11 protein-coding genes and 2 tRNA genes are annotated in these 11,481 nt (G+C 70.0%); 10 read left to right on the plus strand and 3 right to left on the minus strand.

Features of this window, described 5'->3' with window-relative positions; all coding sequences use genetic code 11:
* Positions 1 to 128 precede the first annotated feature (128 nt).
* On the minus strand, positions 129 to 1,592 hold the full coding sequence (locus tag ACWEJX_RS36110) for an amino acid permease (protein WP_451611643.1): 1,464 nt from the start codon (positions 1,590 to 1,592) through the stop codon (positions 129 to 131).
* Positions 1,593 to 1,795: 203 nt separating this feature from the next.
* Between ACWEJX_RS36110 and ACWEJX_RS36115 the strand changes: the two genes are divergently transcribed.
* The gene (locus ACWEJX_RS36115) at positions 1,796 to 2,290 is read left to right on the plus strand and encodes a ribose-5-phosphate isomerase (protein WP_451611644.1); all 495 of its coding nucleotides are present in this window, start codon (positions 1,796 to 1,798) and stop codon (positions 2,288 to 2,290) included.
* Positions 2,290 to 3,114 (plus strand): Fpg/Nei family DNA glycosylase, encoded by an 825-nt coding sequence (locus ACWEJX_RS36120; RefSeq protein WP_451611645.1) that lies wholly within the window; start codon positions 2,290 to 2,292, stop codon positions 3,112 to 3,114. Before ACWEJX_RS36115 ends, ACWEJX_RS36120 begins: the two co-directional genes overlap by 1 nt.
* Here ACWEJX_RS36120 and ACWEJX_RS36125 read toward each other — a convergent pair.
* Positions 3,111 to 4,340 carry a GNAT family N-acetyltransferase gene (locus tag ACWEJX_RS36125; RefSeq protein ID WP_451611646.1) on the minus strand — a complete coding sequence of 410 codons (1,230 nt, stop codon included), beginning with the start codon at positions 4,338 to 4,340 and terminating at the stop codon, positions 3,111 to 3,113. The two genes, ACWEJX_RS36120 and ACWEJX_RS36125, sit on opposite strands and share 4 nt — an antisense overlap.
* Positions 4,341 to 4,447: 107 nt before the next feature.
* On the opposite strand from ACWEJX_RS36125, the gene ACWEJX_RS36130 reads away from it, so the two are divergent.
* From ACWEJX_RS36130 to ACWEJX_RS36140, 3 genes are all read left to right on the plus strand, one after another.
* A complete protein-coding gene (locus tag ACWEJX_RS36130; protein ID WP_451611647.1) occupies positions 4,448 to 5,593 on the plus strand; it encodes a PP2C family protein-serine/threonine phosphatase in 1,146 nt (381 codons plus the stop codon).
* A gap of 5 nt (positions 5,594 to 5,598) precedes the next feature.
* Positions 5,599 to 6,057, plus strand: a complete 459-nt coding sequence (locus tag ACWEJX_RS36135; protein ID WP_451611648.1) for an HD domain-containing protein — start codon at positions 5,599 to 5,601, stop codon at positions 6,055 to 6,057.
* Positions 6,058 to 6,217: 160 nt separating this feature from the next.
* Positions 6,218 to 6,412 (plus strand): hypothetical protein, encoded by a 195-nt coding sequence (locus ACWEJX_RS36140; protein ID WP_389206162.1) that lies wholly within the window; start codon positions 6,218 to 6,220, stop codon positions 6,410 to 6,412.
* A 69-nt stretch (positions 6,413 to 6,481) separates the two neighbouring features.
* Here ACWEJX_RS36140 and ACWEJX_RS36145 read toward each other — a convergent pair.
* Positions 6,482 to 6,555 (minus strand) — tRNA-Gly (locus ACWEJX_RS36145).
* A gap of 133 nt (positions 6,556 to 6,688) precedes the next feature.
* Here ACWEJX_RS36145 and ACWEJX_RS36150 point away from each other — a divergent pair.
* The 5 genes from ACWEJX_RS36150 to clpX all read left to right on the plus strand — a co-directional run bounded on the left by ACWEJX_RS36150 (position 6,689) and on the right by clpX (position 11,351).
* Positions 6,689 to 6,765 (plus strand) — tRNA-Pro (locus ACWEJX_RS36150).
* 145 nt (positions 6,766 to 6,910) lie between these two features.
* Positions 6,911 to 8,290 carry a trigger factor gene (gene tig / locus ACWEJX_RS36155; RefSeq protein WP_451611649.1) on the plus strand — a complete coding sequence of 460 codons (1,380 nt, stop codon included), beginning with the start codon at positions 6,911 to 6,913 and terminating at the stop codon, positions 8,288 to 8,290.
* 260 nt (positions 8,291 to 8,550) lie between these two features.
* On the plus strand, positions 8,551 to 9,168 hold the full coding sequence (locus tag ACWEJX_RS36160; protein ID WP_451611650.1) for an ATP-dependent Clp protease proteolytic subunit: 618 nt from the start codon (positions 8,551 to 8,553) through the stop codon (positions 9,166 to 9,168).
* Positions 9,169 to 9,233: 65 nt separating this feature from the next.
* The gene (locus tag ACWEJX_RS36165) at positions 9,234 to 9,899 is read left to right on the plus strand and encodes an ATP-dependent Clp protease proteolytic subunit (protein WP_451611651.1); all 666 of its coding nucleotides are present in this window, start codon (positions 9,234 to 9,236) and stop codon (positions 9,897 to 9,899) included.
* Between the two features lie 168 nt (positions 9,900 to 10,067).
* Positions 10,068 to 11,351, plus strand: a complete 1,284-nt coding sequence (gene clpX / locus ACWEJX_RS36170; RefSeq protein WP_389206153.1) for an ATP-dependent Clp protease ATP-binding subunit ClpX — start codon at positions 10,068 to 10,070, stop codon at positions 11,349 to 11,351.
* Positions 11,352 to 11,481: the final 130 nt, after the last annotated feature.

An 11,481-nucleotide genomic window follows, 5' to 3' on the forward strand; every position in this document is an offset into this window, starting at 1 on the left:
CGCGCGCCCGCGGGCCGGCCACCTCGGCGCCCCCCTGGGGTGCGCCCGCCCGTTACTCCACCCGAACGACAACCGCCCCCGCCCACCGGCGGGGCCTCTTCTCGTACGGTCACGTCATGCGGTCAGGCTCAGACGTTCTCGAGCTCGAGCTCGGGTTCCGGACGCTTCTGGACCCGGTCCTTGACCAGGCCGATCGCGAGCACCAGGGCCGCCACCAGCAGCGAGAGCACGACCTGCTCACGGTTGCTGCCGCCGTCGTAGACCATGTAGCCGAGGACGAAGACGATCATCGCCGCCGTGGCCCAGGTCAGGTACGGGAAGAGCCACATCTTCACGATCAGCTTCTCGGGCGTCTCGCGCAGGATGATTCCGCGCATCTTCAGCTGGGTCAGGCAGATGACCAGCCAGACGAAGAGGGCGACCGCGCCGGAGGAGTTGAGCAGGAAGGCGAAGACGGTGTCGGGCCACTTGTAGTTGAAGAAGACCGCGACGAAGCCGAAGACCACGGAGGCGAGGATGGCCGTCGTGGGGACGCCGCGCTTGTTGGTGCGGGCGAACGCCTTGGGCGCGTCACCGCGCTGGCCGAGCGAGAAGGCCATGCGGGAGGCGGTGTAGAGGCCGGAGTTCAGGCAGGACAGCACGGCGGTCAGGACGATCACGTTCATGATCTGGCCGGCGGCCGGGATGCCGATGGAGTCGAGCGCGGCGACGTAGGAGCCCTTGTCGACGATCGACTTGTCGTGCCACGGCAGCAGGGTGAGGACGATGAAGATCGAGCCCAGGTAGAAGACGCCGATCCGCCAGATCACGCTGTTGGTCGCCTTGGTGACGGCCTTCTGCGGGTCCTCGGACTCGCCGGCGGCCAGGGTGACGATCTCGCTGCCCATGAAGGAGAAGACGACCATCAGGACGCCGGTGAGCACCGCGCCGGCGCCCATCGGGAAGAAGCCCCCGCTGTCGGTGAGGTGCGCGAAGCCCGCGCCGGGGTTCTTCGAGCCGGGCAGCACCCCGAAGACGGCGAGCATGCCGATCACGACGAAGGCGCCGATGGCGACGACCTTGATGCCCGCGAACCAGAACTCGAACTCGCCGTACGAGGAGACCGAGGCCAGGTTGGTCGCGGTGAGCACCACCATCACGATGAGCGCCCAGCCCCACTGCGGGACGGCCGGGATCCAGCCCTCCAGGATCTTGGCGCCGGCGGTCGCCTCGACGGCGAGCACCACCACCCAGAAGAACCAGTACAGCCAGCCGATGGTGAAGCCGGCCCAGCGGCCGAGCGCCCGGTCGGCGTAGGCGGAGAAGGAGCCGGAGGACGGGCGGGCCGCGGCCATCTCGCCGAGCATCCGCATCACGAAGACGACCATCGCGCCGACGAGCGCATAGGACAGCAGGATGGCGGGGCCGGCCGCGGCGATGCCGGAGCCGGAGCCGACGAAGAGTCCGGCGCCGATCACGCCGCCGATGGCGATCATCGACAGGTGGCGGTTCTTGAGACCGGCCTTGAGGCCGTTCGAGCCGTCGGAGTGCTGTGCGTCGCCGGTGGTGCCGGTGCCGCCGCCTTCCTTCGTCAGGGTCGGCTGCGTGTTCATCAACGCTTCCTTCTGGTGGGGGGCGCTCGGGTCGCGAGCTGCGGATATGAAACCTGGCGACCGACGAGTAAGGAAGAGTTGATTCCGGATCGTGACTCAGGTCACATTCGGGACATAAGTCCCCAAAAATGCGCGAACCCGGCAGGGCTAAGGTCCCGACCCCGCTGACCCTTACCCCGTCCCCGGCGTGCCACACTCGGAACATGCGCGTCTACCTCGGTTCCGACCACGCCGGCTACGAACTCAAGAACCACCTCGTCGAGTGGCTTACGGCCCACGGCTACGAGCCCGTCGACTGCGGTCCCCACATCTACGACGCCCAGGACGACTACCCGCCGTTCTGCCTGCGCGCCGCGGAGAGGACCGCCGCCGACCCGGAGGCCCTCGGCATCGTGATCGGCGGCTCCGGCAACGGCGAGCAGATCGCCGCGAACAAGGTCAAGGGGGTGCGCGCCGCCCTCGCCTGGAGCGAGCAGACCGCCGCCCTCGGCCGCGAGCACAACAACGCCAACGTCGTCGCCGTCGGCGCCCGCATGCACAGCCAGGACGAGGCCACCAGCTTCGTCGAGGTCTTCCTCAAGACCCCGTACTCCGGCGACGAGCGCCACACCCGCCGCATCGACATGCTCGCGACGTACGAGACCACCGGCGAGCTCCCGGCCATCCCGGCCCACCACCCGCAGGAGCCCACCGCCTGATGCCCGAAGGGCACACCATCCACCGGCTGGCCGCCGACTACCGGGAACGGTTCGGCGGCCGGCCTGTGCGCGTCTCCAGCCCCCAGGGCAAGTTCGCCGACTCGGCCGCGCTGCTCGACGGCACCGTCCTCGCCCGCACCGAGGCCCACGGCAAGCACCTCTTCCTGGGTTTCCCCGGCGACGAGTGGGTCCACATCCACCTCGGCCTCTTCGGCAAGGTCGGCTTCGGCGACGCCCCGGCCCCGCCGCCCACCGACACGGTCCGGCTGCGGCTCGCCAACCCCGAGTCGTACGTCGACCTGCGCGGCCCCACCACCTGCGCGCTCATCACCGACGCCGAGAAGCACGCGATACACGCCCGCCTCGGCCCCGACCCGCTGCGCGAGGACGACGAGCACGCCGATCCCGCCCGCGCGTGGCAGCGCGTCTCCCGGTCCCGTACGACGATCGCGGCGCTCCTCATGGACCAGAAGATCGTCGCGGGCGTCGGCAACGTCTACCGCGCCGAGGTCCTCTTCCGCCACGGCATCGACCCGTACCGCGCCGGCCGGGACCTGACGGCGGGGGAGTGGGACGCGATCTGGGCCGACCTGGTGATGCTCATGCGCGAGGGCGTCCGCCTGAACCGCATCGACACCGTCCGCCCCGAACACACCCCCGAGGCCATGGGCCGCCCGCCCCGCGTCGACGACCACGGCGGCGAGGTGTACGTCTACCGCCGCGCCCACCAGCCCTGCCACGTCTGCGGCACCGAGATCCGCACGGCGGAACTGGCGGCGCGCAACCTGTTCTGGTGCCCGGGCTGCCAGCCTCCCGGCCGCTAGAAACCGTGCGGCAGCCACGGCGCCACGGGTGACCCGAAGGCCACCGACGCCTCCACCAGCGCCCCCTCCCTCAGCTCGCGCACGCGACCGGCCGCCGCCAGCGACACCAGCGACACGCCGCCCAGATACGCCGACCCCAACTCCCGTACGGACAGCGCCAGATCGGCCGCGTCGTCGGTCCGCGCGCACACCGCGCCCTTCGCGTCCCCGGTCAGCCGCCAACGCCCCTCGTTCCAGGGGCAGAACGCGTCCTCGACCTCGAACACGACGTCCACCGGCGTCTGGTACGTCCGCGCCTCCAGCGCCGCGCCCACCTCCACGAGCCGCAGGTGCAGCCTGTCCCGCAGCGTCGGCTCGCACCGGCGCACGTCGCCGACCAGGTGCTGCCACGCGTCGTCCACCGGACGGTCGTACACGTTCACCCGCGAGGTCAGGTCCACCGAGCACAGGAAACGCCACAGCGCCGCCTCCGCCGCCGGGTCGAGGCCGAACAGCTGGTGCGCCGTGACGGAGCCGCCGGAGCCCGAGAAGGACCACTCCGGCTTGATCGAGTAGTGGGCGTAGCCCACGAGCTCGCCGTCCCGCTCCGCCAGCAGGCACTGCAGCGGCGAGAAGCCGTCCCGCCCGGCCGGAGTGTCGACCAGCGCGACCTTCTCCCAGCCGGGCCGCCGCGCGAGCATCCCGGGCCGTCCAGGGACCAGCTTCGCGTACAGGGCCTCGGTCTCCGCGAGCACCTCCGCCGGCTTCGCGACCCGCAGCGACACCGCGTCCGTGCCCGTCGGCACGGTCAGCCGCACCCGGGTCGTGTCGACCACCGCCCGCGCCGACATGGTCGTCACGCCATAGCCGAAGCGTCCGTAGATCTCCGGCTCCGAGGCCGTCAGGACCGCCAGCGGCTCGCCCCAGCTCCGCACGTCCGCCAGCTGGCGCCGCATCATCGAGGTGAGGATCCCGCGCCGCCGGTGCGTACCGGCCACGGTCACCATCGTCACCCCGGCCGCCGGCACCGAGGCCCCGCCCGGCACGGTCAGCCGGAAGGTGAAGGCGCCGGCGGTGCCGACGCACAGGTCCCCGTCCCAGGCGCCGAGGAAACGCTCGGGCTCGGTCAGCTCCCGCCACAGCGCCCGCGCCTCGTCCGACTCCGGAACGCCGCCGAAGGCGAGCTCCAGAACCGCGAACCAGTCATCCCACTCGGCCGGGTCGAGCACCCGCAGTTCGGTCGTCATATGCCACCGATATCAGCGCCCCGCGGCCCGGCGCGAACCGATTTCGCACACGTTGTCACAAGGGTCCCCCTGCACGAGCTCCGATCGGATGGATAGGGTCCAGGCCAATGGGACGAAGCGGAGCGGTGCACACGTACGCGGCCCGGATGCGCAGGAGCGCAGCCCGGGCCCGCATCGGGCTGCGCCGGAGCGCGGTCGACTACTTCCGCGGCGACGGCTCCGACTGGGTCGCGCTCGCGGGACTCCTGCTCACCGTCCCGGCGATCGCCGCCGCCTCCCTGCTCAACCCGGTGTGGTGCTCCCCGGTCGCCCTCGTCCTGCCGATCGTGGCCGGCGGGCTCGTGCTGCGCCCCGCCAGCCTGCTCGGCCTGTACGCGGCGGCCGCGGGCGCGCTCATCGTCGAGTCCGTCGTCCTCGGCCCGTACACCCAGGGGCCGGCCCGGGTCACGCCCGGCACCGTCCTCGTCGTCGCCGCCTGCGGCTTCTTCGGACTGCTCATCGCGCAGTTCCGGGCCCGCGTCGGCGTGCCCTGGCGGCGCGGCGGCACCATGCTCTTCGACCTGCGCGAACGCATCCGGGTGCAGAGCGCCCTGCCCCGCCTGCCCGGCGGCTGGCACCGCGAGATGGCGCTGCGCCCGGCCGGCGGCCAGTCCTTCTCCGGCGACTTCGTCGTCGCCGCCCGCACCAACGGCGGCCGCACCCTCGAAGTCGTCCTCACCGACGTCTCCGGCAAGGGCATGGACGCCGGCTCGCGCGCCCTGCTGCTCTCCGGCGCCTTCGGCGGCCTGCTCGGCTCGCTGCCCCCGCACGGCTTCCTGCCCGCCGCCAACGGCTATCTGCTCCGCCAGGACTGGGACGAGGGCTTCGCCACCTCCGTCCACCTCGTCCTCGACCTGGAGTCCGGCGACTACGAACTCCTCTCCGCCGGCCACCTCCCCGCCCTCCAGCTCCACGCCGGCACCGGCCGCTGGGAGGAGAAGGCCGCCGAAGGCCCCCTCCTCGGCGTCTACGACGGCGCCGAGTTCCACCCGGTCAAGGGCTCCCTGCGCCCCGGCGACGTCCTCATGCTCTTCACCGACGGCCTCGTCGAGAGCGCCGACCGCGACCTCACCGAGGGCATCGACCGCCTCACCGGCGAGGCCGACCGCTATGTCGCCGCCGGCTTCGAAGGCGCCGCCTGGCACCTCATCGAAGCCTGCGCCAAGGACGTCAACGACGACCGCGCCCTGCTCCTCATCAGCCGCAAGGGATGACCGCCATGACCGGCCCCGCACCTCTCTCGCTCCCGGAGATCGAAGCGCTCGCCGTCGCCGCCCACGCCGGGCAGACCGACAAGGCCGGGCGGCCGTACGCCGAGCACCTGAGGGCCGTCGCCGAGGGCGTACGGGCGCGGGGCGGGAGTTCCGCGCAGATCGCGGCCGGTTGGCTGCACGACGCCGTCGAGGACGCGGCGCTGTCGGAGGAGTGGCTGGCGGGGGCGGCGCTGCCCGCCGAGGTGAAGGCCATGGTGCTCGCGCTCACCAAGCGCCCCGGCGAGGAGCCCGAGGCGTACGCGCGGCGGATCCTCGCCACCCCGGGCGCCCTGCTGGTCAAGGAGGCCGATCTCGCGCACAACGCCGACCCGGAGCGGCTCGCGGTGCTCGATCCGGCGACCCGGGACCGGCTCACCGCCAAGTACGCCCGGGTCCGGGCACTCCTCGGGATCACAGCGAAATGATCAAGACGTAATTCCGTCATGTTGGCCGGAATTGGACGTCGACGATTCGTCACCCGCCCCCGCTGGGCAAGAAGTTGGTGGCACGATAGGTGCGGCGGGGGTGTTCTGTGGCGTGCGCTCCCGGGCGGCAAGGCGAAACCGACCGAGGGTGTGATCAGTTGTGGCCATCTCACTGTCCGTGGTGCTGCTGTTGGCGATCATCCTGGTGGTGCTGATCCGTGGCGGAAACCTCAAGGCCGGCCCGGCCGTCGTCGCGGTCCTCTTCGGTTTCTTCCTCGCGTCCACCGGCATGGCGCCGAACATCCAGAACTTCCTGGACTCGATAACGGCGTCGATCGCCTCCATCAAGTTCTGAGGCCGGGACGGCACGGGCGACATGGCGAAAGGCCCCGCGGACACGGTCCGCGGGGCCTTTCGCCCTACCTGGAGCGGGCGACGGGAATCGAACCCGCGTAGCTAGTTTGGAAGACTAGGGCTCTACCATTGAGCTACGCCCGCAAGCACTGCGCCGCAGGCCATCAGGGCCGCGGCACGGACGCCATCGTAGCGGGTCCGGGCGGGTGCCCGCACGCCCCTCGGAAAGAGGGGGCGTCGCACCGTCCCCGTCCATGTACCCTACGTGTCGCACCGACGGGGTGTGGCGCAGCTTGGTAGCGCGTCCGCTTTGGGAGCGGAAGGCCGTGGGTTCAAATCCCGCCACCCCGACCAGCCAAGATCACGTTGTGGGGCGCGAGCCGCTTGCGGTTACTATGCAAGCTGCGTGCCCGTGTGTCTCTCTGACCGGGCCGATCGGCCGGAACCGCCCCTGGCGGCGCCGCCGGAAACCAGGAATCAGCCACAAGGAGACCGAACCGTGAAGAGCGCCGTGGAGACCCTGAACCCGACCCGGGTTCGGCTCACTGTCGAGGTGCCCTTCGAGGAGCTCAAGGACAGCCTCGACGCGGCGTACAAGAAGATCAACCAGCAGGTCACGGTCAAGGGCTTCCGCAAGGGCAAGATCCCCGCGCGCGTCATCGACCAGCGCTTCGGCCGTGGCGCGGTGCTGGAGGAGGCCGTCAACGACGCCCTCCCGAAGCTCTACAACGCCGCGGTCAACGAGGCCGAGGTCAACCCGCTGGGCCAGCCCGAGGTCGACATCACGGAGCTGAAGGACGGCGAGCTGCTCTCCTTCACCGCCGAGGTCGACGTCCGCCCGACCATCGAGATCCCGGACTACTCCGGCATCGAGGTCGAGGTCGACGCCGTCGAGGTCACCGACGAGGACGTCGAGAAGTCCGTGGAGCAGCTGCGCGAGCGCTTCGCCTCCACCAACCCGGTCGAGCGCGCCGCCGCCGAGGGTGACGTCGTCACCATCGACCTCGAGGCCAAGGTCGAGGGCGAGGTCCTGCCCGACGGTGTCGCCGAGGGCGTCTCGTACACCATCGGCTCCGGCGAGCTGCTCGACGGCATCGACGCCGCCGTCACCGGCCTGGAGGCCGGCGGCGAGGCCACCTTCACCTCCGAGCTGAAGGGCGGCTCGGCCGCGGGCAAGGAGGCCGAGGTCACCGTCAAGGTCACCGCCGTCGCCGCCCGTGAGCTCCCCGAGCTGGACGACGAGTTCGCGCAGATGGCGTCGGAGTTCGACACCCTCGACGAGCTCAAGGCCGACAGCCGCAAGCGCCTCGAGAACATGAAGCAGTTCGACCAGGCCACCCAGGCCCAGGAGCGCGTCCTGGAGAAGTTCCTGGAGCTGGCGGAGATCCCCGTCCCCGAGAAGCTGCTCGAGGAGGAGATCAACACCCGCAAGCACAACCTGGAGCACCACCAGCTCGGCCAGATGGGCCTCGACCTCGCGAAGTACCTGGAGTTCCAGGGCAAGACCGAGGAAGAGTTCGACGCCGAGACGCGCGAGCAGGCCATCAAGGGCATCAAGACCCAGTTCCTCCTCGACGAGCTGGTCTCCCAGCAGAAGCTCAACGTCGAGCAGGACGAGCTCACCGAGCACCTGATGCGCCGCGCCGCCTCCTCCGGCATGTCCCCCGACCAGTTCGCCCAGGCCGTCGTCCAGGGCGGCCAGGTGCCGATGCTGGTCGGCGAGGTCGCCCGCGGCAAGGCCCTCGCGGTCGTCGTCGAGGCCGCCAAGGTCGTCGACACCAACGGCGAGGTCGTGGACCTGTCCGACGAGGACGAGGAGCAGGCCACCGAGACGGTCGAGGCCGTCACCGGCGACGCCGAGGTCTCCGAGGACAAGTAAGGCCCGTCGGGCGGCCCAGGCCGCCCGGTGAAGCCCGCTGATCCCGCGCCACGGGCCCGGACGCACAGCTGTGCGCCCGGGCCCGTGGACGTAGTTCGAGCCCTTTATGCGCCCCCAACTACCTTGCGCTCCCAGCGAACAGTTCGGGAACCGGGATGGCGCCCGCCTACCAGCGCGTTAGGGTCCATGGATACGGGGGCACTGCCCTCAGAACGAGACGCGAGACGGCACGGGGCCGTCGGAGACGAGCAGGTGGATACGTGACGAATCTGAAGCCTTACGCCGCGGGTGAGCCGTCCATCGGTGGTGGCCTCGGCGACCATGTCTACAACCGGCTGCTCGGCGAGCGCATCATCTTCCTCGGCCAGCAGGTCGACGACGACATCGCCAACAAGATCACCGCGCAGATGCTCCTCCTGGCCGCCGACCCGGAGAAGGACATCTACCTCTACATCAACAGCCCCGGTGGCTCCGTGACGGCCGGCATGGCCGTCTACGACACCATGCAGTACATCCCCAACGACGTCGTGACCATCGGCATGGGCATGGCCGCGTCCATGGGCCAGTTCCTGCTCACGGGCGGCACCGCCGGCAAGCGCTTCGCGCTGCCGAACACCGACATCCTGATGCACCAGGGCTCCGCCGGCATCGGCGGCACCGCCTCGGACATCAAGATCCAGGCCGACTACCTGCTCCGCACGAAGCAGCGCATGGCCGAGATCACCGCGGAGCACTCCGGCCAGACCGTCGAGCGGATCATCCGCGACGGCGACCGCGACCGCTGGTTCACCGCGGAGGAGGCCAAGGAGTACGGCCTCATCGACGACATCATCACCCACGCCGCGGGTGTCCCGGGCGGCGGCGGCACGGGCGCCTGAGCACCCGGCAGCCCGTTCCGACAGCCCCAGCCCTCCCACCCGCCCTCAGGATGGTGAACAGCCCCATGACCACCCCGAACTTCTCCGCGAGCGGCCTCTACACCGGCCCGCAGGTGGACAACCGCTATGTCGTCCCGCGCTTCGTCGAGCGCACCTCCCAGGGCATCCGCGAGTACGACCCGTACGCGAAGCTCTTCGAGGAGCGCGTGATCTTCCTCGGCGTGCAGATCGACGACGCCTCCGCCAACGACGTCATGGCGCAGCTGCTGTGCCTGGAGTCGATGGACCCGGACCGCGACATCTCCATCTACATCAACAGCCCCGGTGGCTCGTTCACCGCGCTGACCGCCATCTACGACACGATGCAGTTCGTGAAGCCGGACATCCAGACGGTCTGCATGGGCCAGGCGGCCTCCGCCGCGGCCATCCTGCTGGCCGCCGGAACCCCCGGCAAGCGCATGGCGCTGCCGAACGCCCGCGTGCTGATCCACCAGCCGTCCGGCGGCACCGGCCGTGAGCAGCTCTCCGACCTGGAGATCGCGGCCCGCGAGATCCTGCGCATGCGCAGCCAGCTGGAGGAGATGCTGGCCAAGCACTCCACCACCCCGATCGAGAAGATCCGCGACGACATCGAGCGCGACAAGATCCTGACCGCCGAGGACGCCCTCGCGTACGGCCTGATCGACCAGATCATCTCGACCCGCAAGAGCACGGCCGGCTCGGCAGTCTGACGCTCGACGTTCCCGTGGCGCGGGAGGCAGGACGGGCGGCATGGCCGAATTCCGACCATGCCAACCGCGCCAAGGGGGGCCCGAACGGGGGGCCCGGCAAGGTACCGTCGAATATGAGGCACCAGGAGTCGCTGAACCAAGCGCTCCCAGGCGAAGGGGAAGCACCTCGTGGCACGCATCGGTGATGGCGGCGATCTGCTCAAGTGCTCGTTCTGCGGAAAGAGCCAGAAGCAGGTGAAGAAGCTCATCGCAGGACCCGGTGTGTACATCTGCGACGAGTGCATCGACCTCTGCAACGAGATCATCGAGGAAGAACTCGCCGAGACGAGCGAGGTGCGGTGGGAGGAGCTCCCCAAGCCCCGCGAGATCTACGAGTTCCTCGAGGGGTACGTCGTCGGGCAGGAGCCCGCGAAGAAGGCCCTCTCGGTCGCGGTCTACAACCACTACAAGCGCGTCCAGGCCGGTGAGAACGGCGGCGCGCAGGGCCGGGACGACGCCATCGAGCTGGCGAAGTCCAACATCCTGCTGCTCGGCCCGACCGGCTCCGGCAAGACGCTCCTGGCGCAGACCCTGGCCCGGATGCTCAACGTGCCGTTCGCGATCGCGGACGCCACCGCGCTGACGGAGGCCGGCTATGTCGGCGAGGACGTCGAGAACATCCTGCTCAAGCTGATCCAGGCGGCCGACTACGACGTCAAGAAGGCCGAGACCGGGATCATCTACATCGACGAGATCGACAAGGTCGCCCGTAAGAGCGAAAACCCGTCGATCACGCGCGACGTGAGCGGCGAGGGCGTGCAGCAGGCCCTCCTGAAGATCCTGGAGGGCACGACGGCCTCGGTTCCTCCCCAGGGCGGCAGGAAGCACCCGCACCAGGAGTTCATCCAGATCGACACGACGAACGTGCTCTTCATCGTGGGCGGCGCCTTCGCCGGCCTGGAGAAGATCATCGAGTCGCGGGCCGGCGCCAAGGGCATCGGCTTCGGGGCGACCATCCGCTCCAAGCGCGAGATCGAGGCGAGCGACCAGTTCCAGGAGGTCATGCCGGAGGACCTGGTGAAGTTCGGGATGATCCCCGAGTTCATCGGCCGTCTCCCCGTCATCACCTCGGTGCACAACCTGGACCGCGAGGCCCTGCTCAAGATCCTCGTCGAGCCCCGCAACGCACTGGTCAAGCAGTACCAGCGCCTCTTCGAACTCGACGGCGTGGAGCTGGACTTCGACCGCCCCGCCCTGGAGGCCATCGCCGACCAGGCCATCCTCCGCGGCACCGGCGCGCGCGGCCTGCGCGCCATCATGGAGGAGGTCCTCCAGTCGGTGATGTACGAGGTCCCGTCCCGCAAGGACGTGGCCCGCGTGGTCATCACGGCGGACGTGGTCCGCGACAACGTGAACCCGACGCTGGTGCCGCGGATCGTCAAGCACGACGGCAGGCACGAGAAGAGCGCGTAGCCGCACGACGTACGCGAAGGGGCGCCCCCGCCCGAACTCAACGCGGGGGGGCCCCATTTGGTTGGGCCACGGCTGAGGCCGTGTCTCGGACCTCCTTTGGGTAACATGGCGGGTATTCACCGGCCTCCGC

Source organism: Streptomyces sp. NPDC004788, assembly GCF_053601115.1.

Coding starts and splice junctions, on each gene's coding strand:
- ACWEJX_RS36110 (WP_451611643.1), bottom strand. CDS start 1,592: ATGAACACGCAGCCGACCCTGACGAAGGAAGGCGGCGGCACCGGCACC.
- ACWEJX_RS36115 (WP_451611644.1), top strand. CDS start 1,796: ATGCGCGTCTACCTCGGTTCCGACCACGCCGGCTACGAACTCAAGAAC.
- ACWEJX_RS36120 (WP_451611645.1), top strand. CDS start 2,290: ATGCCCGAAGGGCACACCATCCACCGGCTGGCCGCCGACTACCGGGAA.
- ACWEJX_RS36125 (WP_451611646.1), bottom strand. CDS start 4,340: ATGACGACCGAACTGCGGGTGCTCGACCCGGCCGAGTGGGATGACTGG.
- ACWEJX_RS36130 (WP_451611647.1), top strand. CDS start 4,448: ATGGGACGAAGCGGAGCGGTGCACACGTACGCGGCCCGGATGCGCAGG.
- ACWEJX_RS36135 (WP_451611648.1), top strand. CDS start 5,599: ATGACCGGCCCCGCACCTCTCTCGCTCCCGGAGATCGAAGCGCTCGCC.
- ACWEJX_RS36165 (WP_451611651.1), top strand. CDS start 9,234: ATGACCACCCCGAACTTCTCCGCGAGCGGCCTCTACACCGGCCCGCAG.